At 68.3% G+C, this 26,220-nt stretch carries 25 protein-coding genes and 2 tRNA genes; 5 read left to right on the top strand and 22 right to left on the bottom strand.

Features of this window, described 5'->3' with window-relative positions:
- The first annotated feature begins 2 nt into the window (after positions 1-2).
- The gene (locus LEL84_RS00600; RefSeq protein ID WP_226513056.1) at positions 3-881 is read left to right on the top strand and encodes a Sir2 family NAD-dependent protein deacetylase; all 879 of its coding nucleotides are present in this window, start codon (positions 3-5) and stop codon (positions 879-881) included.
- Positions 882-888: 7 nt separating this feature from the next.
- Here LEL84_RS00600 and proB read toward each other — a convergent pair whose 3' ends face one another.
- The 16 genes from proB to LEL84_RS00520 form a co-directional block, all read right to left on the bottom strand.
- Positions 889-2,040 (bottom strand): glutamate 5-kinase, encoded by a 1,152-nt coding sequence (proB, locus tag LEL84_RS00595; RefSeq protein ID WP_226513055.1) that lies wholly within the window; start codon positions 2,038-2,040, stop codon positions 889-891.
- A complete protein-coding gene (gene obgE / locus LEL84_RS00590; protein ID WP_226513054.1) occupies positions 2,037-3,506 on the bottom strand; it encodes a GTPase ObgE in 1,470 nt (489 codons plus the stop codon). Before obgE ends, proB begins: the two co-directional genes overlap by 4 nt.
- Before the next feature lie 95 nt (positions 3,507-3,601).
- A complete protein-coding gene (gene rpmA / locus LEL84_RS00585) occupies positions 3,602-3,865 on the bottom strand; it encodes a 50S ribosomal protein L27 (RefSeq protein WP_004019626.1) in 264 nt (87 codons plus the stop codon).
- Positions 3,866-3,903: 38 nt separating this feature from the next.
- Entirely contained in the window at positions 3,904-4,215 is a 312-nt protein-coding gene (gene rplU, locus LEL84_RS00580) for a 50S ribosomal protein L21 (RefSeq protein WP_004019625.1), read from the bottom strand.
- A gap of 283 nt (positions 4,216-4,498) precedes the next feature.
- On the bottom strand, positions 4,499-8,020 hold the full coding sequence (locus LEL84_RS00575; RefSeq protein WP_137809331.1) for a translation initiation factor IF-2 N-terminal domain-containing protein: 3,522 nt from the start codon (positions 8,018-8,020) through the stop codon (positions 4,499-4,501).
- 428 nt (positions 8,021-8,448) lie between these two features.
- On the bottom strand, positions 8,449-8,865 hold the full coding sequence (ndk, locus tag LEL84_RS00570; RefSeq protein WP_058250057.1) for a nucleoside-diphosphate kinase: 417 nt from the start codon (positions 8,863-8,865) through the stop codon (positions 8,449-8,451).
- A gap of 38 nt (positions 8,866-8,903) precedes the next feature.
- Complete coding sequence (locus tag LEL84_RS00565) at positions 8,904-9,356, bottom strand: hypothetical protein (RefSeq protein WP_065629007.1); 453 nt, start codon at positions 9,354-9,356, stop codon at positions 8,904-8,906.
- 225 nt (positions 9,357-9,581) lie between these two features.
- Positions 9,582-9,971 (bottom strand): DUF4233 domain-containing protein, encoded by a 390-nt coding sequence (locus LEL84_RS00560; RefSeq protein ID WP_058250055.1) that lies wholly within the window; start codon positions 9,969-9,971, stop codon positions 9,582-9,584.
- Entirely contained in the window at positions 9,968-11,500 is a 1,533-nt protein-coding gene (gene folC, locus LEL84_RS00555) for a bifunctional tetrahydrofolate synthase/dihydrofolate synthase (protein WP_068972581.1), read from the bottom strand. Before folC ends, LEL84_RS00560 begins: the two co-directional genes overlap by 4 nt.
- Positions 11,497-14,160, bottom strand: a complete 2,664-nt coding sequence (locus tag LEL84_RS00550; protein WP_137809370.1) for a valine--tRNA ligase — start codon at positions 14,158-14,160, stop codon at positions 11,497-11,499. Before LEL84_RS00550 ends, folC begins: the two co-directional genes overlap by 4 nt.
- Positions 14,161-14,255: 95 nt before the next feature.
- Positions 14,256-14,900 (bottom strand): molybdenum cofactor guanylyltransferase, encoded by a 645-nt coding sequence (locus tag LEL84_RS00545; RefSeq protein WP_264186770.1) that lies wholly within the window; start codon positions 14,898-14,900, stop codon positions 14,256-14,258.
- Between the two features lie 105 nt (positions 14,901-15,005).
- Positions 15,006-16,286, bottom strand: coding sequence for an ATP-dependent Clp protease ATP-binding subunit ClpX (gene clpX / locus LEL84_RS00540; RefSeq protein WP_058250051.1), 1,281 nt, complete (start codon positions 16,284-16,286; stop codon positions 15,006-15,008).
- A 209-nt stretch (positions 16,287-16,495) separates the two neighbouring features.
- Positions 16,496-17,191: an ATP-dependent Clp protease proteolytic subunit gene (locus LEL84_RS00535; RefSeq protein WP_058250292.1), complete on the bottom strand. Its 696-nt coding sequence runs from the start codon at positions 17,189-17,191 to the stop codon at positions 16,496-16,498.
- A gap of 64 nt (positions 17,192-17,255) precedes the next feature.
- Positions 17,256-17,855, bottom strand: a complete 600-nt coding sequence (locus tag LEL84_RS00530) for an ATP-dependent Clp protease proteolytic subunit (RefSeq protein ID WP_078113597.1) — start codon at positions 17,853-17,855, stop codon at positions 17,256-17,258.
- Between the two features lie 277 nt (positions 17,856-18,132).
- Entirely contained in the window at positions 18,133-19,500 is a 1,368-nt protein-coding gene (gene tig / locus LEL84_RS00525) for a trigger factor (protein WP_068972583.1), read from the bottom strand.
- An 88-nt stretch (positions 19,501-19,588) separates the two neighbouring features.
- A tRNA-Pro gene (locus LEL84_RS00520) sits at positions 19,589-19,662 on the bottom strand.
- A 233-nt stretch (positions 19,663-19,895) separates the two neighbouring features.
- Here LEL84_RS00520 and LEL84_RS00515 point away from each other — a divergent pair.
- Positions 19,896-19,969 (top strand) — tRNA-Gly (locus tag LEL84_RS00515).
- 57 nt (positions 19,970-20,026) lie between these two features.
- Here LEL84_RS00515 and LEL84_RS00510 read toward each other — a convergent pair.
- The gene (locus LEL84_RS00510) at positions 20,027-20,197 is read right to left on the bottom strand and encodes a hypothetical protein (protein ID WP_156422429.1); all 171 of its coding nucleotides are present in this window, start codon (positions 20,195-20,197) and stop codon (positions 20,027-20,029) included.
- A 139-nt stretch (positions 20,198-20,336) separates the two neighbouring features.
- Between LEL84_RS00510 and LEL84_RS00505 the strand changes: the two genes are divergently transcribed.
- Positions 20,337-20,522, top strand: coding sequence for a hypothetical protein (locus tag LEL84_RS00505; protein ID WP_058250048.1), 186 nt, complete (start codon positions 20,337-20,339; stop codon positions 20,520-20,522).
- A 309-nt stretch (positions 20,523-20,831) separates the two neighbouring features.
- Positions 20,832-21,530, top strand: coding sequence for a L,D-transpeptidase (locus LEL84_RS00500; RefSeq protein ID WP_137809329.1), 699 nt, complete (start codon positions 20,832-20,834; stop codon positions 21,528-21,530).
- A 30-nt stretch (positions 21,531-21,560) separates the two neighbouring features.
- Here the strand turns inward: LEL84_RS00500 and LEL84_RS00495 are convergent, their stop codons facing one another.
- The 4 genes from LEL84_RS00495 to LEL84_RS00480 all read right to left on the bottom strand — a co-directional run bounded on the left by LEL84_RS00495 (position 21,561) and on the right by LEL84_RS00480 (position 24,465).
- Entirely contained in the window at positions 21,561-22,514 is a 954-nt protein-coding gene (locus LEL84_RS00495; protein WP_165630201.1) for a PE-PPE domain-containing protein, read from the bottom strand.
- A gap of 108 nt (positions 22,515-22,622) precedes the next feature.
- Positions 22,623-23,060, bottom strand: coding sequence for a homocitrate synthase (locus LEL84_RS00490; protein WP_078113594.1), 438 nt, complete (start codon positions 23,058-23,060; stop codon positions 22,623-22,625).
- 103 nt (positions 23,061-23,163) lie between these two features.
- Positions 23,164-23,967, bottom strand: a complete 804-nt coding sequence (locus LEL84_RS00485; RefSeq protein ID WP_226513053.1) for an Fpg/Nei family DNA glycosylase — start codon at positions 23,965-23,967, stop codon at positions 23,164-23,166.
- Positions 23,968-23,982: 15 nt separating this feature from the next.
- Positions 23,983-24,465 (bottom strand): ribose-5-phosphate isomerase, encoded by a 483-nt coding sequence (locus tag LEL84_RS00480; RefSeq protein ID WP_058250044.1) that lies wholly within the window; start codon positions 24,463-24,465, stop codon positions 23,983-23,985.
- 22 nt (positions 24,466-24,487) lie between these two features.
- Between LEL84_RS00480 and LEL84_RS00475 the strand changes: the two genes are divergently transcribed.
- The gene (locus LEL84_RS00475) at positions 24,488-25,534 is read left to right on the top strand and encodes a M48 family metallopeptidase (protein ID WP_165630203.1); all 1,047 of its coding nucleotides are present in this window, start codon (positions 24,488-24,490) and stop codon (positions 25,532-25,534) included.
- Positions 25,535-25,567: 33 nt separating this feature from the next.
- On the opposite strand, the gene LEL84_RS00470 is transcribed toward LEL84_RS00475, so the two are convergent.
- Positions 25,568-26,188 (bottom strand): DsbA family protein, encoded by a 621-nt coding sequence (locus LEL84_RS00470; protein ID WP_226513052.1) that lies wholly within the window; start codon positions 26,186-26,188, stop codon positions 25,568-25,570.
- Positions 26,189-26,220 lie beyond the last annotated feature (32 nt).

Here is a 26,220-nt window from a genome sequence, read left to right as displayed (position 1 = left end):
GGGTGCGTACTCGTCTCCAGCTCGGCTCCGCCCCGGCCGAACACACCCCCCTCGACGATGACGTCGCGGACCGGATCGCACTGGCCGCCGACATCCTCGCCGGACGCCGTTTCGCGGTTCTGACCGGCGCCGGCATCTCCACCGACTCCGGCATCCCCGACTACCGGAGTCCCGGCTCGCCGCCGCGGACGCCCATGACCCTCGAGATGTTCCTCTCGTCGCCGGACTTCCGACGCCACTACTGGGCACGCAACCACCTCGGCTGGCGGCACATGGACGCCGCGGTCCCCAACAGAGCCCATCTGGCGCTCACCGAACTCCAGCAGCGCGGGTGGATGTCGCGGGTGCTCACCCAGAACGTCGACATGCTGCACACCAAGGCCGGCACCCGCGGGGTCATCGAACTCCACGGATGCTACGGCCGTGTCCGCTGTCTGAACTGCGACTGGCGTATCTCCCGTCACCGGCTCGCCGGACAACTCGAAGAGATCAACACCGAGTTCGCGCGTCGGGTCAGCGGCCGCGGTGCCATCGAAGTCGCGCCGGACGCCGACGCCACCCTGTCCGACACGTCCGACTTCATGATGATCGACTGCCCGAACTGCGGCGGCATCCTGAAGCCCGACATCGTCTACTTCGGCGAGACGGTCACGAAAGACGTTGTGGACGAGGCGTATTCGGTGGTCGACGAGGCCGACGCCCTGCTTGTCGTCGGGTCGTCGCTCACCGTCATGTCCGGCCTGCGATTCGCGCGGCGCGCGCACCGCGCCGGCAAGCCGCTGATCATCGTGAACCGCGGGGTCACCCGCGCCGACGAGATCGCGACCTTAAAGATCGATCACGAGGCCGGTTTCGTGCTCCCGGCGCTGGCGACGTTCTGACCTCTGGTCAGCGGCCCACGACCACCAGATCGTCGGCGTGCACCACCGGACGCTGTAGTTCAGGTGGGAGGTCGCCGGTGGAGCGGCCGACCATCGACGCGATGTCGTCGACGCCGTAGGCCGCGACTCCCCTGGCCCGCACCGTGTCGTACTGGTCGACGAGTTCGACGACGTCGCCCTCGTAGAACCTGCCGGTGACCCCGACGATCCCCGCGGCGAGCAGTGAACGCCGCCTGCGCGACACCGCGTCCACGGCGCCGTCGTCGAGCACGATCCGACCCCGCGCGTCGGCGGCGTGACGCACCCAGAACCGACGCGCGGACAGCCGCTCGGGCCGGGCGGCGAACACCGTGCCCACCGAGGCGTCGGCCAGCGCCTGCGCCGCCGAGGAGGCGGCCGCCAGCAATACGGGCACGCCGGCATCGGCCGACAAGCGGGCCGCGGCCAGCTTGGAGGCCATGCCACCCGTACCCAGCGCGCCGCCGGAGCCGGCGATCACCCCGTCGAGATCCTCGGGGCCGTTGACCTCGGGTATCAACCGGGCGCGACGGCCGTCGACGTCGACCCGGCGCGGATCACCGTCGTAGAGGCCGTCGACGTCGGAGAGCAGGATGAGCGCATCGGCACCCGACAGGTGGGCGACGAGCGCGGCCAGCCGGTCGTTGTCCCCGAAACGGATCTCGTTGGTGGCCACGGTGTCGTTCTCGTTCACCACCGCCACGGCGCCGAGTGAACGCAGACGGTCAAGTGTCCGTTGGGCATTCGCGTGGTGACCGCGGTTGGAGATGTCGTCGGCGGTGAGCAGGACCTGACCCACCGTGCGGCCGTAGCGCGCGAACGACGTACCCCACGCATGCGCGAGAGCGAGCTGTCCGACGCTTGCTGCCGCCTGCTTGGTGGCGAGATCCGTGGGTCGCTTCTTGAGTCCGAGCGGGGCGATCCCGGCCCCGATGGCCCCCGAGGACACGACGATCACATCCGAGCCGGCCCGCATCCTCGCCTCGAGGGCGTCGGCCAGTGCGTCGAGGCGGTCGCGGTCGAGTCCCTCGGTGAGGTCGGTGAGTGCCGACGAGCCGATCTTCACGACCACGCTGCGCGCGTGCGCGATCCGGTCGCGTACCGACCCCTCGTGAACGCGGTCGGCGGATCCGGTGCTCACGGGAGGTCTCGCTCCCCGCCGTCCTCGTCCGGCAGCCCGCGCCGCAGGCGACGAGCCTGTTTGCGTTCGGCAGCGCCGACGCGATCGGAACGATCGAGCCGGATGTCGGTGCCGCGCCCGGTGATCGGGACGTCGTCGCCCATCGGCGTGGACGGTTCCCAGTCGAAGGTGACCGCACCGATGGTGACGGGCGCACCCGGTTGTGCACCCCGCTTCACCAGTTCGTCTTCGACGCCGAGCCGGTTGAGCCGATCGGCGAGGTAACCGACGGCCTCGTCGTTGTCGAACTGCGTCTGCGCGATCCACCGCTCCGGGCGGGAACCGCGGACGATGAAGCCGCCCTCGTTGTCCGGGTCGGTCTCGATCGTGAAGCCGGTGTCGTCGACGGCCTTGGGGCGGATGATCGCGCGCCGAGCGACCTTGGCGGGCTGGGCATCTCGGTATTCGCGCACCATCCGCGCCAGCGCGAAGGTGAGCTCGCGCAGACCTTCGTGGGCGACCGCCGAGATCCGGAACACGGGCCAACCACGTTCGGTCAGTTCGGGTTCGACGAGGTCGGCGAGCTCGGCGGCGTCGGGTACGTCCAGCTTGTTGAGGATCACCACGCGGGGGCGGGAGGCGAGGTCGCCGAGTCCGTGGTCGTCGTCGAGTGCCGGGACGTACGCGGCCAGTTCGGCTTCGAGAGCATCGATGTCGGAGATCGGGTCGCGCCCGGGTTCCAGTGTGGCGCAGTCGACGACATGCGCGAGCACCGCGCAGCGCTCGAGGTGGCGGAGGAACTCGAGGCCGAGCCCGCGGCCGGTCGAGGCGCCCGGGATCAAACCGGGGACGTCGGCGATGGTGAACACATCGCCCGCGGTCTGCACGACCCCGAGGTTCGGGACCAGCGTGGTGAACGGGTAGTCCGCGATCTTCGGCTTGGCGGCCGAGAGCACCGACACCAGGGACGACTTGCCGGCCGACGGGAAACCGACGAGCCCGACGTCGGCGACCGACTTGAGTTCGAGGACGAGCGAACGCTGCTGCCCCTCTTCGCCCAGCAGGGCGAAGCCGGGGGCCTTGCGCGCCTTCGACGCGAGCGCCGCGTTCCCCAGCCCGCCGCGGCCGCCCTGCGCGGCCTCGAAGACCGTCCCCTCGCCGACCAGATCGGCGAGGATCGTGCCGCGCTCGTCGAGGACGACCGTGCCGTCGGGAACCTTGAGGACGAGGTCGCCGCCGGTGGCGCCGTCGCGGTTGTCGCCGGCCCCAGGCTTGCCGTTCGAGGCCTTCGCGTGCGGGTGGAAGTGGAAGTCGAGGAGCGTGTGCACCTGAGGGTCGACGACGAGCCGCACGGACCCGCCGTTGCCGCCGTTGCCGCCGTCGGGTCCGCCGAGAGGCTTGAACTTCTCGCGATGGACCGACGCGCAGCCGTGGCCGCCGTTCCCCGCGGCGACGTGGATGGTCACGCGGTCGACGAACCGAGACATCGAAATCCTTCTTCCGTCAAAAAAGAACAGGGCGGGCGGGGTACGCGATGACCCTGCCCGCCCTGTGTAAGAGCTTGTCGTGCCGGTTGCTCAGGTCAGACCGAAGCGGTTTCCGGGACGATGTTGACCGTCTTGCGGCCACGCTTGGAGCCGAACTCCACCGCGCCCGCGGCGAGCGCGAACAGGGTGTCGTCGCCACCGCGACCGACGTTGACGCCGGGATGGAACTTGGTGCCGCGCTGGCGGACCAGGATCTCACCGGCGCTCACCTGCTGGCCGCCGAAGCGCTTCACGCCGAGTCGCTGGGCGTTGGAATCGCGACCGTTGCGCGAGCTGGACGCGCCCTTCTTGTGTGCCATGTGTCAGTCCTCCTGAGGTCTTCTCGAAGCGGGTCGAACTACTTGATGCCGGTGACCTTGAGGACCGTCAGCTTCTGACGGTGACCCTGGCGCTTGTGGTAGCCGGTCTTGTTCTTGAACTTGTGGATGCGGATCTTGGGGCCCTTGACGTGGTCGACGACCTCGCCGGTGACCGAGATCTTGGCCAGCTTGTCGGCATCGGTGGTCAGGTTCGACCCGTCGACGACCAACGCGACCGGCAGGCTCACCGTGCTGCCGATCTCTCCGTCGATCTTCTCGACCTTCACAGTGTCGCCTTCAGCGACCTTGTACTGCTTACCGCCGGTCTTGACGATCGCGTACGTTGCCATCGAAGTATTCCTCTTACTCGTCTACTCGGACCCTGGGGGCGCGAGCGCTCCTGGGGCGTTTGTGTTGTGCGTGCCGGGGCGGGCCGCAGGGCACCCGGGCATGTGGCCGGGGAAGCTGCGGTTCGCACCAGAGGGCCTGCCGACGGACTACGCACCGTTGCTGTGCCGAAGCGGGCAGAACAGCGCAGACCCTCCGCGGGAGGCGACTTTCCAAGGTTACGGGAACGTCGGCGGTCGGGTCAAACTCGCCCGACCCGGGTCCGGCGCGGCCCGGTCACCCGGGTCAGTCGTCGGCCGGTGGCGGTCCCGCGGGACGGCCCGCGCTGCGCTTGCGCGGCCGGCGCCGTACCGCGACCGCCGCCTCCGAGTTAGCGGCGGAGACCGGACCCGAGGTCGTCACCGGCGTCTCCGCCACGACATCCGCCGCGGTCATCACCACGGTGTCGGGCGGAGTGGTCGTCTGCGCCGGACGCCGGACGACCCGCCGACGACGCCGTGCGGCCGCCGGAGCCTGTCCGTCGGTGGCCGAGCCGACCGGCTCGGGCACCGTCTCGACCGCCGCAGGCTCGGACTCAGCCGATTCCGTCCCAGCCGAATCCGTTCCAGCCGAATCCGTCTCAGCCGGTTCCGTCGCCACCGGATACGGCAGGGTCTCGGTCGGCTCGGCAACAGCGGTGTCCACCCGGCTGTCGGCCGTCTGCTGCGGCGACGAACCCTCGACGACGGGTTTCGCCGCATCCTCGACCCGACTCGTGGTGTCACCGTCGGTGGTCGCGCCGGACTCCTCGCCGTGTTCGTCGTCGTGCGCGTGCGCCGCCATCGCCCGGAACATCGGGTGCTCGGCCGGCTTGTGAGCGGGCGCGACGGCCGGGGCGACTGCCTCCGGTTGCGCGTCGGCCTTCTTCTTGCCTCGACGGGGCCGCTTCGAGCCGGCACCGTCGCCACGCGAAGAGTCGTCGGTCTTCACCTCGACGGGATTCGCGTGCACGATGATGCCTCGACCGCTGCAGGCGGTGCAGGTGGTCGAGAACGCTTCCAGCAGACCGGTTCCCAGACGTTTACGCGTCATCTGGACGAGGCCCAGCGAGGTCACCTCGGACACCTGGTGACGGGTGCGATCACGAGCGAGCGCCTCGGTGAGCCTGCGGAGCACCAGATCCCGGTTCGACTCGAGCACCATGTCGATGAAGTCGACGATGATCATCCCGCCGATGTCGCGCAACCGCATCTGCCGCACGATCTCCTCGGCGGCTTCGAGGTTGTTGCGCGTCACCGTCTCCTCGAGGTTGCCACCCGAGCCGGTGAACTTGCCGGTGTTGACGTCGACGACGGTCATCGCCTCGGTGTGCTCGATGATCAGCGTGCCGCCGGAGGGCAGCCACACCTTGCGGTCGAGCGCCTTCGCGAGCTGCTCGTCGATGCGGTGCACGACGAACGAATCCGGCGCGTCGGCGTGCGGCTTGTCGAATTTCTCGACCCGCTCCATGAGATCCGAGGCCACCGAGCTGACGTAACCCTCGACCAGGTTCCAGGCCTTGTCACCTTCGACGACGAGCTTCTTGAAGTCCTCGTTGAACAGGTCACGGACGACGCGCACCAGGAGGTCGGGCTCCTCGTACAGCGGCTTCGGGCTCGACGACCCGCCCTTCTTGGCCTGGGCCACCGCCTCGTCGATGGACTTCCACTGCGACTCGAGGCGGGCGATGTCGGCACCGAGTTCCTCGGCGCTGACTCCCTCCGACGCGGTGCGGATGATGACCCCGGCCTCGTCGGGGACGAGCTTCGCCAGGATCTGCTTGAGACGTTTGCGCTCGACGTCGGGCAGCTTGCGGCTGATCCCGGTCGACGAACCACCGGGCACGTACACCAGGTAGCGGCCGGCGAGGGAGATCTGCGTGGTCAGACGGGCGCCCTTGTGACCCACCGGGTCCTTGCTGACCTGGACGAGCACGTTGTCGCCGGGCTTGAGCGCCTGCTCGATCTTGCGCGAACCGCCGTCGAGTCCGGCAGCGTCCCAGTTGACCTCACCGGCGTAGAGCACGCCGTTGCGTCCGCGACCGATGTCGACGAATGCGGCTTCCATACCCGGAAGGACGTTCTGGACGCGTCCGAGGTAGATGTTGCCGACCATCGACGACGACGTCGCGGTCGTCACGAAATGCTCGACGAGGACACCGTCCTCGAGGACCGCGACCTGCGTGTAGTCCTCGACCGCGGCGTGCTCGTGCCCGTCGTTGCCGGAGATGCGGCTGTTCGCGCTGCGCTCTCGGACGACCATGACGCGGTCGACCGCCTCACGGCGTGCCAGGAACTCCGACTCGGTCAGGATCGGCGGACGACGCCGGCCGGCATCGCGCCCGTCGCGCCGGCGCTGACGCTTGGCTTCGAGTCGGGTCGACCCCGAGATGCCCTGCACCTCGTCGCGGGCGCGCTTGCTGCGCGGCTCGCGCTCGTGCACCACCGTGTTCGGCGGATCGTCGGGAGACGCCTCATCGGGTTCGCCGCCACCTTTGCGACGGCGACGGCGACGGCGGCGGCGAGTCGACGAGGAGTCACCGGAGTCGTCGTCATCGGATGCGTCTTCGGCGTCGGCGGAGTCGGCATCGTCACCGGACTCGTCGGCGCGGTCGCCCGTGGCGCCGGACGCCTCGGAGTCCTCCGCCTTGTCCGCACCCGAACGACGGCTGCGGCGGCGGGTGCGTTTGCCCGACGGACGGCCCTCCTCCGAGCGCGAGTCCTCGGCCGACTCGTCGGACGTGGTGTCCTCCGAGTCCGTGTCGGCATCGGTTGCCCCGTCACCGGTCGACTCGTCGGCATCGGACGCCTCGGCGTCGGACTCATCCGTGTCCGAATCAGAGTCGCCCCCCTGGTCTCCCCTACCGCGCCCGCGTCCACGACGTCCGCGTCGACGCCGGCGACTCCGGCCCGACCCGGAATCATCAGCGTTGGAATCATCGGCGTTGGAATCATCGGCGTCGTCGGCGCCGGATTCGTCCGGGGTCGAGACGTCGGCGTCCCGGTCGGCCGCAGTCGAATCATCGGCTCTCGACCTGTCCGAGCGGGCGGGCGCGTCCGCTGATGTCGAGGTCGCGGTCTCGGCAGCGACGGACTCGTCTGCCGGGGTGTCCGCCGACTCGTCCTTCGCGCCCGTCTCAGCGCGGGTCTTCGCACGACCCGAGCGGGCGGCGCGGGGCTTGTCGGCCGGGGCCTGAGGCTGCAGGAACAGCGGCTGCGCGCCGGTCGAGGCGTCGGTCTCCGCGGCCGGGGTCGCCACCGGTGCGTCGTACTGGGCGGCCGAGAACAACGTCGGGGCTGCGGTCGGTGCCGCGGGCGAGTCGTCGGCGGTGGTCTGTGCAGCATCCTCGGTCGATGCGACTTCGGCCGTCGGTGCGTCGTCGGCGGGCGCCGCTTCGGCGGACACCGCCTCGGTTGGTGCGGCTTCGACCGATGCCGCCTCGGCCTGTGCCGCGTCCGTCGGCGGGGTGTCGGCAGGGGCCTCGGCCGGCGTCGTGTCGGCAGCGGCGTCAGGCAGAGCCGCGTCGCCGGCCGGGGCGGCCTGCGGCGGCGTCTCGCCGGTCTCGTCGACGCCGGAGCGCACCCGTTCGGCCACGGCTTTCGCCAGGTCACGATCGACGCTGGATTGCGGGCTGCGGGTCTGCACGCCGAGATTCGCCAGGTGAGCCAGAACCTGTCGACTCGTGAGGCCCAGGAAGCGGGCCAGGGCGTGCACACGAAGTTTGCTGGGAAATTCTTCCGCCGATTCCGACGCTGCGTTCGCGTCAGCCGGCGACCCGTTGTCGGTCACTCAGTCTCCTCGAACCCCCGGGCGCGTCGGGCTGACGCGGCCACGCGAGGGTCTGCTCTGTGTCCCGGTCCTCGTCGGACCGGTGTTGTGTGGTCTGCGCGTCGTCGCGGCGGTCCGTCTCACGGGTCGTCTGACGACGCTCTTGCTGTGTCGATGACCGCGTCCCTGATCGCTTTCCACGCCACCGGGCACAGGCGGAACCTGAGTGTTCGCCCGCTGGCAGCAGGGCGAACTCGGTGGGGTCAGCTGCGGTTCCGTGGCGTCGCGGTGCGTCAGTGCCGCACCGCGACGCGCCGGTACCGGGGCGCGTCATCCGGTCGTCGTCGACAAAGTGTGTCGGCGATAACTGTGCAAGTATCCCACACCGCGGTCGGATGACCGCAAAGGATGAGCGTTTGACGTTGCGCGTCGAGCCGAGGCGCTCGCGTTCAGCCCTCGAGTCCGGGGAACCAGAGAGCGATCTCGCGCTGTGCCGATTCGGGCGAATCGGACCCGTGGACCAGGTTGTACTGGGTGTCGAGCGCGAAGTCGGCACGGATCGTTCCGGGCACGGCCTTCTCGACCGGGTCGGTACCGCCGGCGATCTGGCGAAACGCCGCCACCGCGCGGGGCCCCTCGAGAACGGCCGCGACCAGCGGACCGGACGTGATGAACTCGAGCAGCGAGGGGTGGAACGGCTTGCCCTCGTGCTCGGCGTAGTGCCCGCGAGCGACCTCGTCGCTCGCGGTCTTGAGTTCGAGAGCCACCAGGGTCAAGCCCTTGCGCTCGATACGGCTGATGATGTCGCCGACGAGGTTGCGTTCGACGCCGTCCGGCTTGATGAGTACGAGAGTGCGTTCAGTCACGACTGACACCCTATCGACCGGCTACGGTCACGTACCGGTCAGGAGCAGTACTCGCCGGCGACCGGGAAGAAGCCGTAGTCGAAAAGGCTGCCGGTGCGCGAGCGCGGATCGACGACCACCTGCAGACAGCCGCCGGGCGAGGCGAGCGCGCCGGCGAGCGCGAGATCGAACTGTTGCGCCAGACCGAGATTCGCGGGCCGGTACTGGGCGGGCACCGGGAGGCTGGCGATGGCCTCGGGCGCCTTCATGGTCGCGGCACGCTGGGTGATCTCGTGGGTGGCGACATAGCTGTACTCCCCCGGACCGACGGGAACAGGTGCGTCCGCGGCGGGTATGAGGTTCGCGATCCCGATGGGTGCCTGGTCCTGCTCCGGTTCGGCCGCCGCCGTGGCCGGGACGGTCAGTGCGAGCGCCGCGCCCGCGAGGACGACGACGGGGAGCACGGGGCGTCGGGTTCGGGCGGAGGTGGTCCGGAAGAGCTGGAACTGCACGTATGTCCTCACATCGGGTGTCTCGAGAAGGGGTTCGACAAGCTGCGAGGATCGACTTGTCGGCCCCCGCGGCATGGGCCATTGTTACAGCAAGCCCACCTGGCCGCCCGGGTTCGGCGATAACGGTCCGGCCACAGGTCTTGCGGCCACCAAACCCCGCCCTGAGCAACGAGAACACCGCTGGTCGGACAGCCGGCGGCGAGACGGCCGTGGCCGCCGGACCGATTACTCGATCGGCTCCTGGCCGGGCAGCATCCCGCGTTCGACCCGTTTCTCGACGTCGGCCTTGATGTAGCGGATGTACAGCCAGACCGACCCGAAGACGACTCCCACCACCGCGATCGACCAGTGGAAGAGCCCCCCGATGATCAGCACGACCTGCAGGCCGAGATCGAGGTTGATCGCGTACGGCCGGCCCTGCATCCCGGCGGCCAGGATCATCGCGATGACGACGAGCGTGAGGTATCCGCCGGACAACCAGGTCAGCCCGTCGCCGAGGCGCCACACGATCGGGAACGCCAGGATCACGACGATGACCTCCAGGATCATCGTGCCGGCCATCACGCCGCGGAGCCCCTTCCACGGATCGTTCGTGGGTGGGGTGTACCGGGTCATGAGGGTTCCTTACCGAAGAGTGTTCGCGCGGCACCGGCGGTCACGACGGACCCGGTGATGACCACGCCCGCACCGGACACGCGTTCGCCGTCGGCTTCCTCGGCCAGTGCGATGGCCTCCTCGACGGCGTCGGGCAGGAAGGGTTTGACGACCACGCGGTCCTCGCCGAACACCTCCCGCGCGTACTCCGCGAGCGTCTCGGGCTCCAGGGCCCGTGGCGACCCGTTGTCGGTGACGACGACCGCGTCGAGCACCGGCTCGAGGGCTTCGAGGACTCCGCGGGCGTCCTTGTCACCCAGCACGCCGATGACGCCGACGAGTCGACGGAAGTCGAACTCCTCGGCCAGCGCCTGCGCCAGCGCCGCGGCTCCGTGGGGATTGTGCGCCGCGTCGGCGAACACCGTCGGGGCGCTGCGCAGTCGCTCGAGCCGTCCGGGGTTGGCGACGGACGCGAAACCCGTACGCACCGCGTCGATGTCGAGCTGACGATCGGCGCCCGCACCGAAGAACGCCTCCACCGCCGCGAGCGCCAGCGCCGCGTTGGCCGCCTGATGTGCACCGTGCAGCGGCACGAAGATCTCGTCGTAGACACCGCCGAGGCCCTGGATGGTGAGCATCTGCCCACCGACGGCGATGACCGAGTCGAGGACCGCGAACTCCGATCCCTGGCGGGCGACGATGGTGCCCGCATCGACGGCCGCGCGCAGCAGGACGTCCATCACCTCGGGGCTCTGTTCGGCGATCACCGTGACGGGATCGACGGTGCCGGCCGCATCGGGTTCGGCGGGCTTGATGATGCCGGCCTTCTCCCCCGCGATGGCGGTCAGGGTGTCGCCTAGATAGTCCGCGTGGTCCATCGCGATCGGTGTGATGACCGAGACCGTGCCGTCGATGACGTTGGTCGCGTCCCATCGACCGCCCATGCCCGTCTCGACGACGGCGACGTCCACCGGCGCCTCGGCGAAGACCGCATACGCCATCGCGGTCAGCACCTCGAACTTGCTCATCCGGGGTCCACCCGCCGCTGTCGACGAATCGTCGACCATGGTGATGTACGGCTCGAGTTCCCGATAGGTGTCGATGTAGGTGCGTGCCGGAATCGGCTTGCCGTCGACCGAGATCCGCTCGGTGACGCGCTGCAGGTGCGGACTCGTGATCCGGCCCGTGCGCCGGTGCAGCGCGGACAGCAACGCGTCGACCATCCTGGTGACCGACGTCTTGCCGTTCGTCCCGGCGATGTGGATCGCGGGGTATCCGTGCTGGGGGGATCCGAGCAGATCCATGAGCGTCGCGATGCGGGTCAGCGACGGCTCGATCTTGGTCTCGGGCCACCGGGTGTCGAGCTCGGCCTCGACCTCGGCGAGTTCGGCGAGATCGTCGGCGCTGTCAGTGACGCGCAGCCGCGCCGGCTCGGCATCCGGATCGGGTTCGTCCTCCCCCAGGATCGCCGAGAGACCCAGGGGGTCGCCTGCCGCATCCATTCCCAGGACGGCTGGATCCTCTTCGGGGAAACCGGTGTCGTCGCTCACGCGCCGGCCAGACTCGCCAGCTTCGCGTTCAACCGTTCGACCTCTTCGGTCGCGATCCGCTGACGGTCCCGGATCTTGGCGACCACGTGGTCGGGCGCCTTGGACAGGAACTGTTCGTTGCCCAGTTTCGCCGAGGTCGTCGACAGTTCCTTCTCGGCCACCGCCAGGTCCTTGGCGAGCCGCTTGCGTTCGGCTTCGACGTCGACGGTGCCCGAGGTGTCGATCGCGACGACCACGGTGGCCACGCTCAGGCGGACCTCGATGGTCGCGGTCGCGCCGAAGTCGGGACCGGCCGGGTCCAGGCGCGCGAGGGAGGTCACGTACGGCAGCAGGTGTTCGAGCCCGGCTTCGCCGAGTCCGTCGAACTGCACGGCGACGCGCTGGCCCGGACGGAGACCCTGATCGCTGCGGAAACGCCGCACCTCGGTGATCAGTCGCTGCAGATCGTCCACGCGGGCGGCCGAATCCGACGACCAATCGCGTCCGGAAGTGGTCGGCCAGGGGGCGACCACGAGCGATTCACCCCCGGTGAGCGCCTTCCACAGCACCTCGGTGACGAACGGCATCACCGGCGACAGCGCGCGCAGCAATGGTTCGAGGACCGCGCCCAGCACGAGCGACGTTGCTTCCGAACGCTTCTCGTCGTTCTCGGCGAACTGCACCTTCGCGAGTTCGAGGTACCAGTCGCAGACCTCGTCCCACGCGAAGTGGTAGAGCGCCTCGCATGCCTTCGAGAACTCGTAGGACTCGAACCCGGCGTCGATCTCGGCGAGCACCTCGTCGAGCCGGCCGAGGATCCACCGGTCGGCGTCGGTCAGCGTCTCGGCGTCGGGGAGCTCGCCGACCTTCGCGCCGTTCATCAACGCGAACTTGGTGGCGTTGTAGAGCTTGGTGGCGAAGTTGCGCGACGACTGGGCGTGGTCCTCGCCGACCGAGATGTCCGAACCGGGGTTGGCACCGCGGGCGAGCGTGAAGCGCAGGGCGTCGGCCCCGAAGCGCTCCACCCAGTCGAGCGGGTCGATGCCGTTGCCCTTCGACTTCGACATCTTGCGGCCGTGCTCGTCGCGCACCAGGCCGTGCAGGAACAGGTTGTGGAACGGGATCTCGTTGCCCGGACCCAGATCCTTGCCCACATAGGTGCCGAACATCATCATGCGGGCCACCCAGAAGAACAGGATGTCGTACCCGGTGACGAGAACCGAGGTGGGATAGAACTTCTCGAGATCCGCGGTCTGATCGGGCCAGCCCATCGTGGAGAACGGCCACAGCCCGGAGGAGAACCAGGTGTCGAGGACGTCGGTCTCCTGGACGTAACCCTCGGGGGCCTGCTCGTCGGGTCCGACGCACACCACCTCGCCGTCGGGTCCGTACCAGATCGGGATGCGGTGACCCCACCACAGCTGACGCGAGATACACCAGTCGTGCATGTCGTCGACCCAGCTGAACCAGCGCGGCTCCATCGACTTCGGGTGGATCACCGTGGACCCGTCCCGCACCGCGTCGCCGGCCGCCGCGGCCAGCGTGGAGACCGCCACCCACCACTGCATCGACAGGCGCGGTTCGATCGGCTCGCCGGTGCGCTCCGAATGCCCGACGCTGTGCAGGTACGGACGCACCTCTTTCACGATCCGGCCCTGTTCGGCCAGCGCCTCGCGCACCTTGACACGCGCCTCGAAGCGGTCCATGCCGTCGAATTCGGTTCCGGTGTCGGCGATCCGGGCGGATTCGTCCATGATCGTCGGCATCGGCAGGTTGTGCCGCTGACCGAGCGCGAAGTCGTTGGGGTCGTGTGCCGGCGTGATCTTGACTGCGCCGCTACCGAATTCGGGGTCGACGTAATCATCGGCGACGATCGGGATCATCCGGTCGACAAAGGGGTGCGGCAGTGCGGTGCCGACCAGGTGGGCATACCGTTCGTCGTCGGGGTGCACCGCGATCGCGGTGTCGCCGAGCATCGTCTCGAGTCGGGTCGTCGCGACGACGATGTGAGGCTCGGTGTCGTCGAGTGACCCGTAGCGGAAGCTGACGAGCTCGCCCTCGACGTCGGCGTAACTCACCTCGATGTCGCTGACGGCGGTCTTGAGGACCGGCGACCAGTTGACGAGGCGCTCGGCCTGATAGATCAGCCCGTCGTCGAACATCTTCTTGAAGACCGTGTGCACCGCGCGCGACAGACCCTCGTCCATCGTGAAGCGTTCGCGCGACCAGTCGACACTGTCGCCGAGCCGGCGCATCTGCTCGCCGATGTTGCCGCTGATCTCGGCCTTCTCGGCCCACACCCGGTCGATGAACGCCTCCCGGCCGAGGTCGTCGCGCGTCTTGCCCTCGGCGGCGAGCTTGCGCTCGACCATCGTCTGCATCGCGATCGCCGCGTGGTCCATGCCGGGGAGCCACAGCACCTCGTAGCCCTGCATCCGACGACGACGCGAGAGCGCGTCCATCAGGACGTGCTCGTAGGCGTGGCCCATGTGCAGCGAGCCGTTGACATTCGGCGGCGGGATCACGATGGAGAACGGCGGCTTGTCACTCGCCGCGTCCGCGGTGAAGTACCCGGCGTCCACCCAGCCCTGGTAGAGCGACGCCTCGTGCTCAGCGGGGTCCCAGGACTTCGGCAACCCGGTCTCGGGTACGGCAGTCCGGGGCGACGCTGTCTCGGGCAACGCGGATGTCTGGTCGGGTGATGTCACGGCCGCTATTCTATGTTTTCGCCGGGCCGGACCTCGCCCGGGACCCGTCCGCGCCCGAGCGCTTCGTGCTAACCCGCGGAGACCCGCAGTCTGTGCAGGTCCTCGGGCGCGTTGACGTTGACCAGCCAGTCCGGATCGGAGATCCCCACCCGATGGGTGTTGAGCGCCTCGATCGCGCCCAGCATGCGCCGTTCACCGCCGGCGACGACATCCGCGATCATCGCCGCGGCATCCGTGCGGTAGATCCCCGCCATCGGATGATCCCGCTGGGCGTCGTGGGCGATGACCGCCTGCGTCGAGTCGGTCAGCCCCAGCCGCAGCTCGTCGATCAGTTCCGGCGCGATCAGCGGCATGTCCGTGGCACAGACGAACGCGAACTCGGCACCCGCGGCAGCCGCCGCGGACAGGCCCGCGACGAGCCCGCCGAGCGGACCCGTCCCCTCCTGTTCGTCGGTCACCCAGTGCACCTTCGACGAATCGATCCCCGGCGCCGCCCGGTCGCGGATGTCGTCGACGCCGCGGAATGCCGCAGACGTCTCGCCCGCGACGACCAGCACCGGATCGCAGCGCTGGGACACCACCCGCACCACTCGCGCGAGCATGGGTTCACCGTCCCAGTCGAGCGCGGCCTTGTCGCTGCCCATCCGTCGCGAACGTCCACCCGCCAGCACCAGGCCGGCGAGCACCGAGGTATCCGATCCGTGTTGAGTCACATCGCTCAGTGTGCTCGATGTGGCACCGCCGCGGGGCGAGATGGACAAGAGAAAGCCCCGCCCGGGTCTACCCGGGCGGGGCTTTCTCGTCGTCAGTCGTGCGCGTCAGGCGCTCTTGTCGCGACGCTCGTCGCTGGAGGCCTTGCGGGGCACGATGGTCGGGAGGACGTTGTCGCGGACTGTCTCCCCGGTCACGACGACCTTCTCGACGTCGTCGCGGCTCGGGATGTCGTACATCACCGGCAGCAGGACCTCTTCCATGATGGCCCGCAGGCCGCGGGCACCGGTGCCGCGGTGAATTGCCTGATCGGCGACCGCCTCGAGGGCGTCCTTGGTGAACTCCAGCTCGACATTGTCCATGTCGAACAGCCGGGTGTACTGCTTCACCAGCGCGTTCTTCGGCTCCGACAGGATGCTCACCAGCGAGTCCTTGTCCAGGTTCGTCACCGACGCGACGACCGGCAGACGGCCGATGAACTCCGGGATCAGGCCGAACTTGATCAGGTCCTCCGGCATGACGTCGGCGAACTGATCCGAGGTGTCCACCTCGTCCTTGCTCGCCACTTCGTTGCCGAAGCCGAGACCGCGCTTGCCGATCCGCTCGGACACGATCTTCTCCAGACCGGCGAACGCGCCGGCCACGATGAACAGCACGTTCGTCGTGTCGATCTGGATGAACTCCTGATGCGGATGCTTGCGTCCACCCTGCGGCGGCACCGACGCCTGCGTGCCCTCGAGGATCTTCAGCAGCGCCTGCTGGACTCCCTCACCGGACACATCGCGCGTGATCGACGGGTTCTCGCTCTTGCGGGCGATCTTGTCGACCTCGTCGATGTAGATGATGCCGGTCTCGGCACGCTTGACGTCGTAGTCGGCGGCCTGGATCAGCTTGAGCAGGATGTTCTCGACGTCCTCGCCGACATATCCGGCCTCGGTCAGCGCGGTTGCGTCGGCGATCGCGAACGGCACGTTGAGCATCTTCGCCAGGGTCTGCGCCAGGTACGTCTTGCCGCATCCGGTGGGGCCGAGCATCAGGATGTTCGACTTCATCAGCTCGACGGTCTCACCCGTCCGGGCGTCCTTCTTCTCGCCCGCCTGGATGCGCTTGTAGTGGTTGTAAACCGCCACCGCGAGCGTCCGCTTCGCCGTGTCCTGGCCGATGACGTACTTCTCGAGGAAGTCACGGATCTCGGTCGGCTTCGGCAGCTCGTCGAGCTTGACGTCGCCGTTCTCGGCCAGTTCCTCTTCGATGATCTCGTTGCACAGGTCGATGCACTCATCGCAGATGTACACGCCGGGGCCGGCGATGAGCTTCTTCACCTGCTTCTGGCTCTTGCCGCAAAAAGAGCACTTGAGCAGGTCGCCGCCGTCTCCGATTCGTGCCATCTCGCGCTGTACCTACTTCCTCGTTGCCGGACTGTCGTGTCTGGTCCGTCGCGTCGCACGCAGCCGGGCATGGGTCATTTGATCGACACTCGAATGCCCAGTAACCCGACGGTACCCGCGTGTCGCTCGAACTTCGACCGATAAGGCCAAATGTCGCGGCAGAAAATCACCGGGACTTCTGCACTGCCACAACTACTTCTTGGCCAGGACTACTTCTTCATCGACTTCTTGCGGTACTCGAAGACCTCGTCGACGATGCCGTACTCCTTGGCCGCGGCCGCGGTCAGGATGTTGTCGCGGTCGGTGTCCTTGCGGATCTTCTCCTTGTCCTGACCGGTGTGGCTGGCCAGGATCTCGTCGAGGCGATCGCGGATGCGCTCGATCTCGGCGGCCTGGATCTCGAGGTCGGAGACCTGACCCTGGTAGGCGCCGCCGGTGCGCGGCTGGTGGATCAGGACCGTGGCGTTCGGCAACGCCGCACGCTTGCCCGGGGTTCCGCCGGCGAGAAGGATCGCCGCCGCCGAGGCCGCCTCACCGAGGCAGACGGTCACGATGTCACAGTGCACGTACTGCATCGTGTCGTAGATGGCGAGCATGTCGGGCACGCTGCCACCGGGCGAGTTGATGTACATGGTGATGTCGCGGTCGGGGTCCTGCGATTCGAGGACGAGCAGCTGCGCCATGACGTCGTTGGACACGACCTGGTCGATCGGCGTGCCGACGAACACGATCCGCTCTTCGAACAGCTTCGCGTACGGGTCGTACTGTCGCTGGCCGTTCGGGGTGTGCTCGATGAACGACGGCAGGATGTACCGCGCTTCGATGTTCTTCAGCGCCAGGGCCGACGCGGGGATGCCGGCGGCGACCTCGGCGGGCATGCCGTCGAAGGAAAGGGAGTTGGTCATCTGTTGCTCCATTGGGTAGAGGTGGCTCGGCGGTGGGTACGGGAGCGGTCGTCGGACCGGGGTCTCACCGACCCGGGCGCGCGATCACCTTGTCGACGAAGCCGTACTCCTTGGCCTCTTCCGCGGTGAACCACTTGTCGCGGTCGGCGTCGGCCTCGATCTTCTCGAGCGGCTGACCGCTGAACTCGGCGTTGAGCCGGTTCATCTCCTTCTTGGTGAGCGCGAATTGCTCTGCCTGGATGGCGATGTCGGCGGCGGTACCACCGATGCCGGCGGACGGCTGATGCATCATGATGCGCGCGTGCGGCAGTGCATGTCGCTTGCCCTTGGCGCCGGCGGCGAGCAGGAACTGGCCCATCGACGCCGCCATACCCATCGCGTAGGTCGCGACGTCGCATTCTGCGAGCTGCATGGTGTCGAAGATCGCCATTCCGGCGGTCACCGATCCACCGGGCGAATTGATGTAGAGGTGGATGTCCTTCTGCGGGTCCTCGGCCGAGAGCAGCAGGATCTGCGCGCACAGCCGGTTCGCGATGTCGTCGTCGACCTGGGTGCCCAGGAAGATGATGCGCTCGCGCAGCAGACGCTCGAACACCGAATCGGTCAGGTTCAACCCAGCCACACCCGAACTCATCGTGGGTGTGTGGATGGTCGGCTCACTCACGGGTTCCTACCTTTGCCTTGTTGTCATGACCTGCGCGTCACCCGCGGGTGACGCGCACGCACACCGAATGCTTCTCTGATGACGTCCTCACCGACACTAACCAATCGACACCCGCGGACACTCCCGAGGACACGCCTCTTCGCTGAGAGCAGAACGGCCTTCGGCACCGTGAACGGCCCGTGTGTGATGGTGGACCGACGACGATCGCCGGCCCTCGTACTTCGAGGACCGGCGATCGCGGAGAAAAGTGCGGCTGTGCTGGACCGCGGGAGCCCGATCAGTTGTCGGAGTCGGACTCGTCCGCAGCGGACTCGTCGGCGTCGTCGTTGCCGCCGAAGTACTCGGCGGTGTCGACGGTGGCGCCCTTGGTGTCGGTGACGGTCACGTCGCCGACGATGCTCGCCAGCGACTTGCCGCGCCGGACGTCGGCGTAGACGGCGCCGACCTGGTTGGCCTGCGTCAGCTGCTGGATGAACTCCTGCGGCTGCATGCCGTAGCGCTGGGCGGTGAAGATGATCTGCTGGGTCAGCTCGTCCTGGCTGACCTCGGTGTCCTGCTGATCGGCGATCGCGTCGAGCAGCAGCTGCTGCTTGACCGACTTCTCCGCCTCGGCACGGGACTCGGCATCCCACTCCTCGCGGGTCTTACCCTGCGCCTCGAGGAATTTGGCGACCTGCTCGTCGTCGTGTCCGAGCGCGTGGATGACCTGGTGCTGCTGGCCCTCGACCTCTTCGTCGACGACCTTCTCCGGCAGCGGGATCTCGACGGTCTCCAGGAGCTTGTCGAGCACCGCGTCGCGGATCTTGTTGGCCTGCTCCAGCTTCGCGGACTGCTCGACCCGCTCGGCGAGGCTGGCGCGCAGCTCCTCGACGGTGTCGAACTCGCTGGCCATCTGGGCGAACTCATCGTCGACCTCGGGCAGCTCGCGCTCCTTGACCGACTGCACGGTCACCTTCACGAGGGCCTCCTCGCCCGCGTGATCGCCGGCGACGAGCTTGGTCGTGAACTCTTTGTCCTCGCCGGCCTTCAGGCCGATGAGCGCCTCGTCGAGTCCGTCGATGAGCTGGCCGGAGCCGACCTCATGGGACAGCCCCTCCGTGGTGGCCTCCTCGACGGCCTCGCCGTCGACGGTCGCGGCCAGGTCGATCGACACGAAGTCGCCGTTCTCCACGCCGCGCTCGACGCCCTTGAGGGTGCCGAAGCGGGCGCGCAGGCCTTCGAGCTGCTCGTCGACCGCCGCCTCGTCGACCTCGATCGCGTCGACCTCGACCGACAGGGTCGAGTAGTCGGGCAGGGTGATCTCGGGACGGACGTCGACCTCGGCCGTGAAGGTGACCGACTCGCCGTACTTCAGCTCGGACAGGTCGATCTCGGGCTGGCCGATGGCCTTGGTCTCGGTCTCGGCGACGGCCTCGGAGTACTTGGCCGGGATGGCGTCGTTCACGACCTGCGCGAGGATCGAATCGCGGCCGACACGGGCCTCGATCAGCTTCGCGGGCGCCTTGCCCGGACGGAATCCGGGGATCCGGATCTGCTGGGCCAACGACCGGTAGGCCCGGTCGAAGTCTGCCGACAGCTCCTCGAACGGGACCTCGACGTTGAGCTTGACCCGGGTCGGGGTGAGTTGCTCGACAGTGCTCTTCACGCCTGAATACTCCTTGTATCTACGGTGGTGGAAGTTCGGTCGTTCGCGGGCCGTGCACCGGGTGACCGGTCGGGCCACATCGATCAAGTCGGGATGACAGGATTTGAACCTGCGACCCTCCGCTCCCAAAGCGGATGCGCTACCAAGCTGCGCCACATCCCGGGGTCCGAACACGCGAGGGAACCCCGGAGGGCGACCGCGCATCAGGGCCAACAAGAGATAGTACGTGCCACCGCGGCCGGGCCCGCGCACGGGTGCCGCGGCGACGCCGGAACCGATGGTCGTCCATCGGATGCCACCTCGTCGCATCCACCCCGATTTCGGTTCCGGCGCCGCTGCCGGTACAGTCACTCTTCGCACGCGACGCCGGGATCTCGACGGTCACCGCGAGCAACGCGGGTGTAGCTCAATGGTAGAGCCCTAGTCTTCCAAACTAGCTACGCGGGTTCGATTCCCGTCACCCGCTCCACCGGCTCGGAGACATTGTCTCCGAGCCTTTTTCGTCGGTCCGGGCTACTCCGGGCGCCTAGTTGAGCGGCTCCGGCGGCTTGTTCCACGGCAACGGCAGGGGCGCGTACTCGTAGACGATCTCGGGAGTCGCCTTCTCCTCCGGGTGCCCGGGTGCCGACGAATCGCCGGGGCCGGTCGAGACGATCGGTGGTGGGCAGGGCGCGAACTGGCCTGGCGTTTCCCTCACGTTCCTCCGCTGTCTGCGAACCACATGCGATTCGGGTCGGCGATGTCACAGATCCCCGCCCAAGTCACCCGACCGGACCACATCCCGCCGGCCCGGACTCGTCCTGTGATCCACGCCACACCAGGCGTACCGTTGACCCATGTCCTCCAGCCACACGAAAACCCAACGCCGGTGCGGATCCTGCGGCGCACCCCTGTACGTCCGCCGAGACGTGACCGAGTCCGAGGCCGGCATCGGTCGCGTCGACGTGATGCTCGTCTGCCGGGACGAGGCGTGTTCGCAACCTGCGCAACACCTTCGCACCGAACATCCACAACCCGCCTGAGCGGGAACACGGCGCCCCGAACGAGCAGTCCCCAGTGGGACAAACGATCCTGTTGCATACGAGGGTCCAGCGGCCACAATGAGTCCCACGCCGGAACCCACTGCGCATGCGCGACCTCTAATGTGACGACCGTCACACGCGGTGTCGACAACGGCGCTACCTCGGGTTTTGCCACGTCGTACTGAGGGTTCGCGATGGCGGCGTCATTCGGTGTGACCCGCTCCTTGGACCCAAGGCAACGGTTGTGTAACGATGGTTCCGCGCTCAGGCCGATGCGCGGAAAGAACCATCGAACCGAAGGTACGACCTGTGTTGAACTCTCACCTGCCGACCCCGCGCGCCTCGCGCCGCCGTTCGGCCCGACGACTCACGGCTGTCGTCTTCGGCGTCCTGGCCATGGCCCTCGCACTTCCCGGCGTCGCGAACGCCGTCCCGGTCACCGTGATCCCCGGCCTGCCGCCGGTCGAGATCCCCGCGGTCCCCGGTCTGCCGACCCCGCCGGCGCCGACTACCCCCGAAGCTCCGCAGCCGCCGCCGTCGACGACCGAGGAGAAGCCGGCCGGGCCGGTCATCCCGAACGTCAAGACCGAGACCGGTTACATCGCCCTGGCCGACGACAACACCCACACCATCACCTGGTGGCACAACGGCAAGGTCGTCCGGACGATGCCGATCTCGATGGGTTCGGACAAGAACCCCACCTCGAACGGCGTGTACTACACCAAGGAGAAGTACCGCGACATGTACATGGACTCGTCCACGTACGGCGTCCCGGTCGACTCCGCCGAGGGCTACCGCACCTACGTCGAGTACGCGACCCGGATGTCGTGGGACGGCATCTTCATCCACGGCGCCCCCTGGTCGGTCAATCAGCAGGGTCGCAGCAACGTGAGCCACGGCTGCATCAACGTCACCAACGATCACGCCAAGTGGGTCTACGACAACGTTCCCCGCAACACCCCGATCGTGGTGCGCAACACCATCGGTGGGAAGTATCAGAACACCTAGTCTCGAGCAGACTACGAGGGCCGGTCACCGTCAGGTGACCGGCCCTCTGTCGTGTGACCAGGTGGCGGCCTGGTCGGCGAACGTCGCCTGGACCTGAAGCCACTGGGCGATGACCTGACAACCGGTGGACGCCGGATCGGTGACCGAGGTCCGCCGATAGGGGTCGCTCCGATACGACGTGTGCCGGCCACCCACGGCGTTGGTCAGCCACACACCACCCACCCGGATGCGCGACGGGAGGTAGCACCTGACCTCACGCCACGCCGCCAGCATCCGCCCGGGGTCGCGCCGACACTGCGCCGGCCGGACCGACGTCCGCCGTGCGTTCTGCAAGTCGTTGGCGCGCAACACATCCCACGCACTCCTCCCCCATCGGCCGAGCCCGGCCAGCGTCATCGAGCCGGTGAGGTCGGCGACGTCGCGGACAAGCGAGTCCGCGTCGGCGTTGCAGATCACGTCCTGGGACGCGCCCACCCAGTACACGGGCAGCCCGGTCGGCAGATCCGCTCCCGGGCCGGCGACTCCCCACCCGTCGCAACCGGGCACCACGCCCGGCGGCTGGTGCGGGTCGGCGACCAGCCCGACACCGAGTACCCGGTCCAGGTCGGATGCAGTCTCGGCGTCCCCGGTCGCCAGATCGGCGACCGCGGATCGGATGACCACGGCCCCCTGCGAGTAACCCACCAGCGCGACCGGTCCGGCCGTGGCGCGGATGGCCGCCCGCAGTCGGCCCGCACCGATCCCGACGCTCTCGACGAAACTCATCCCGCCCGGACGCGGGGCGGGACCATAGCTCGCGGGGTATCCGATCCACCGACAGTCGAAGCGGTCATCGAGTTCGTCGGCCACTCCGGTGAGGAGCCCGGACACCTCGGTCCGTGGGTCACCGGGGTACGACTCCCCCGTCCCGCCGACCACGAAGACAGTGATCGGCGGTGCCCCGCCGGGCCGTGGCGGGGTTCTGACATGCTGCACCTCACCCATGGTGGGTCCCGGACGTGTGAACCGCCCGCAGGAGCGCTGAGGGCTCCCTGAGATTCCCACCTCGACCGTGTCATGGCGCCGCGGCACGCACCTCGCAGCCGTGACCGATCAGGATGCTTGCGCCGGTGGCGGTTTGGCGACGTAGTCGGCGGTCTCGATGATCGCCACGAAGAAACCGCTGCCCTCGATCACATTGGCGCTGTGCACCAGGCCGGCCGGTATGTAGATGCTGGCGGGTGCCTCGACCTCGTAGACCTCGTCCCCGAGCGTGATCTCGTAGACAAGACGGTCGAGCGACAGCAGGATGTTGATCTCCGGGCAGTCGTGCACGTGCGGCTCGCAGTAGTCACGTGAAGCCGCCGAGACGGCCCGCATCTCGTGTGCCACGACGCGTTTCTCGGCTTCCGGGAAAAGGTCGCCACCGGCCAGCACACGGCGGGTGATCGGCGCGTCGGCCGCGCCGTGGAAAGGTACGTCTCGGAGTGGGGACACCTCGCCCCGCGAGATCAGTCCGGCATGAGACCGGATGCTTTCGCTGATTGTCACACTGCCCCCTCTTGTCTCCCCGACCGTTCGCATGAGTAAGAACCTCACGGCTCCGCACATGCTACTAAGGTTCGGCTATCCACACCGACCGGGCAGTAACCTGTCAGGTCTGGCAGACGGGGCACCAATACAGTTTTCGGGCCTCCAGATCGGCGATCAGGACGGGTGTCCCGCAGATCCGGCATGGCTCGCCCGCCCGCCGGTACACGTAGGTCCGCGGACGGTTCGGGGCGTAGGACGGCGCCCCGGAATCGTCTTCGGGCCGGATCACGTGAATGCGTCCACGACGCACGCCGATCTTCATGAGAGTCACCAGGTCGGACCACAGAGCGTCGAATTCGTCTCGGAGAACACGCTTTCCGGGTCTCATCGGATCGATGCCCGCGCGGAAGAGGATCTCGGCGCGATACACGGTGCCGATCCCGGCGATGACCTTCTGGTCCATCAGCAGGGCGCCGACGGGCCGCGCGGACCGCGAGATCGCCGACCATGCCCGGCCGGGGTCGGCGTCGCGTCTCAGCGGATCCGGACCGAGTCGGGCGACCAACGCCTCGAGATCGGCGGGGTGGTAGATCTCACACGCCGTCGGACCCCGAAGGTCCGTTCCGGCGGTCTCGGTCTCGATGCGGAGTCGAACCTGCCCGACCGGTTCCGGCACGGGCACCGCGAGTTCGGTGAACGAGCCGTACAGCCCGAGGTGGATGTGCACCATTCGTTCGGCACGCCCGTCCCGGTAACGATGGACGAGATGCTTGCCCCAGGCCTCGGCCGCGTGGAAGGTGAGTCCGTCCACCATCGCTGCACCGTCGGCGAAGCGACCCTGCGGGCTGCTGACGCGAACCCGCTGCCCGCCGAACAGTCGCTGCTGCCGGCGGGCCAGTCGATGGAGAGTGTGGCCCTCGGGCACGGACTCGGCCGAGACCTACTGGGCCGGGGCCCCCGGCACCTCGGGAGCCTCGCCGGTGCGCTCGTACTCCGCGAGGATGTCGATGCGCCGCTGGTGCCGCGCCTCTTCCGACCACGGGGTGGCCAGGAACGCGTCGACGATGGCCAGCGCCTCGGCGGTGCTGTGCATCCGGCCGCCGATGCCGATGAGCTGTGCGTTGTTGTGCTGACGGGCGAGCTGGGCGGTCTCGACGCTCCAGGCGAGTGCGCAGCGCGCGCCGGGGACCTTGTTCGCGGCGATCTGTTCGCCGTTGCCGCTGCCACCGAGGACGATTCCCAGGCTGCCGGGGTCGGCGACGGTCTTGGCCGCGGCGGCGATGCAGAACGCCGGGTAGTCGTCGGCGGGGTCCATCTCGTGGGCACCGCAGTCCACGACCTCGTGGCCGGTGGCCTCGAGGTGGTCTGCGATCTGGTTCTTGAGTTCGAATCCGGCATGGTCGGCACCGAGGTAGACACGCATGGCGTCACTATAGATTGAGGGCGTGGACACGCCCCTGCCCGTCCCCCGCGAGCCGGCCGCCGGCACACCCGACTCCGGGGCACCGATCCCCAACGTGCCCGGCGTCGCCGACCCGCCGCCACCCGCGCCCGCCGACCCCGGTCGACGGTGGCTGCGCCCGGCGCACTACGCCGCGCGGCCGCGGCTGCACCCCTGGGAGATCCCCACCCTCGTGCTGGTGATCCTCGCGACGGTGGTCGGGTACGCGGCGATCATCGTCCTCGTCGCGCTGGGCACCCTCGACCAACTCCTGTTGGGCGCGTTGCTGTTTCCGCTCCTGCTGTTCGTGATCCGCGGCCTGACCTATGCATCACCGCGGGTCAACGGCGTACAGATGACGCCGACCCAGTTCCCCGACGGACACCGGATGGTCGTCGAAGCCGCAGCCCGCTTCGGACTGGAGTACGTGCCGGATGCCTACGTCGTCCTCGGCAACGGCGCGATCAACGCATTCGCCTCCGGGCACGGGTTCCGGCGGTTCGTCGTCGTGTACTCCGACCTGTTCGAGGTGGGCGGCGCCGCCCGGGACCCGCAGGCGCTCGAGTTCATCATCGGCCACGAGGTCGGGCACATCGCCGCCGGGCACACCTCGTACTGGCGACAGCTGTCGACGATCGTCGGCATGAACATCCCGGTGCTCGGCGCCGCCCTGTCCCGCGCGCAGGAGTACAGCGCGGACAACTACGGGTACTACGCCAGACCCGGTGGGGCGCCCGGGGCGATGGGGGTCCTGGCCGCCGGCAAGTACATGCTCTCGGCGGTGGACTTCGACCAGTTCGCCGACCGGGCGACCCACGAGCGCGGGTTCTTCACCTTCCTGACCAACGCGATGTCGTCGCATCCGGTGCTGACCTGGCGGGCAGCCGCACTCCGCGACCGGACCCGCGCGGGGGCGATGCTGCTGCGTCCGAGTCAGATCGTCCGGGGCGTCGGGAGTGGAAACGTGGTGGCGGTGCCGCCGCCTCCCCATCCGGCGACGCTCACGCCCGACGGACTGCCCAACGGCATCGAACCGCCACCACGCTTCTGACGTACTGAACCGCTGGCGTGCAACCGAAGCCGATCAGTCGAACTGCGGATCCTCGTTGCGCGTGCGCTTGAGCTCGAAGAAGTGGGGGTAGGACGCGAGTGCGCGCGCACCGTCCCACACCGTCCCGGCGTCCTCGCCACGCGGGATCCGCGACAACACGGGGCCGAAGAAGGCGACGTCGTTGACGTGGATGGTGGGCGTCCCGACATCGTCGCCCACCTTGTCCATTCCGGCGTGGTGGCTCTCGCGGATGACCTCGTCGAACTCGGTACGGTCGGCGGCCTCGGCGAGCGAGGCGTCGAGGCCGATCTCCTCGAGCGCGCCCGCGATGACCTCGTCGAGATCCTTGATGCCCTGGTTGTGGATGCGGGTCCCCATCGCCGTGTACAGCGGCGCCAGGATCTCGTCACCCTTCTGCGCCGCGGCGGCGGCGATGACCCGGACCGGACGCCAGGCGTGCTTGAGGCCCTCGCGGTACTCCTCGGGGATGTCCTTGCCCTCGTTGAGGACGGCGAGGCTCATGATGTGGAAATTGACCTCGATCGGCCGGACCTTCTCGGCCTCGAGGATCCAGCGTGAGGTGATCCAGCACCACGGGCAGAGCGGGTCGAACCAGAAATCGACGCGATCGGTGGGCTGGGCCTGCTCTGACATGGAACATCCTCTCGAGAGTCGACATTGAACAC

The sequence above is a fragment of the Gordonia sp. WA4-43 genome (assembly GCF_020520305.1).
Taxonomy (GTDB): Bacteria; Actinomycetota; Actinomycetes; order Mycobacteriales; family Mycobacteriaceae; genus Gordonia; species Gordonia hongkongensis.
The sequence above is the reverse complement of the archived record's forward strand: the minus strand, read 5'-3'. Positions and strand labels throughout refer to the sequence as shown.

What these genes read in the sequence shown, in the direction of transcription:
- obgE (WP_226513054.1), bottom strand. Translation starts at nt 3,506, where the DNA reads ATGTCTCGGTTCGTCGACCGCGTGACCATCCACGTCGCCGCGGGGAAC.
- rpmA (WP_004019626.1), bottom strand. Translation starts at nt 3,865, where the DNA reads ATGGCACACAAGAAGGGCGCGTCCAGCTCGCGCAACGGTCGCGATTCC.
- rplU (WP_004019625.1), bottom strand. Translation starts at nt 4,215, where the DNA reads ATGGCAACGTACGCGATCGTCAAGACCGGCGGTAAGCAGTACAAGGTC.
- LEL84_RS00560 (WP_058250055.1), bottom strand. Translation starts at nt 9,971, where the DNA reads ATGACCCGGTACACCCCACCCACGAACGATCCGTGGAAGGGGCTCCGC.
- clpX (WP_058250051.1), bottom strand. Translation starts at nt 16,286, where the DNA reads ATGGCACGAATCGGAGACGGCGGCGACCTGCTCAAGTGCTCTTTTTGC.
- LEL84_RS00535 (WP_058250292.1), bottom strand. Translation starts at nt 17,191, where the DNA reads ATGACCAACTCCCTTTCCTTCGACGGCATGCCCGCCGAGGTCGCCGCC.
- LEL84_RS00505 (WP_058250048.1), top strand. Translation starts at nt 20,337, where the DNA reads ATGTCCTCCAGCCACACGAAAACCCAACGCCGGTGCGGATCCTGCGGC.
- LEL84_RS00495 (WP_165630201.1), bottom strand. Translation starts at nt 22,514, where the DNA reads ATGGGTGAGGTGCAGCATGTCAGAACCCCGCCACGGCCCGGCGGGGCA.
- LEL84_RS00480 (WP_058250044.1), bottom strand. Translation starts at nt 24,465, where the DNA reads ATGCGTGTCTACCTCGGTGCCGACCATGCCGGATTCGAACTCAAGAAC.
- LEL84_RS00470 (WP_226513052.1), bottom strand. Translation starts at nt 26,188, where the DNA reads ATGTCAGAGCAGGCCCAGCCCACCGATCGCGTCGATTTCTGGTTCGAC.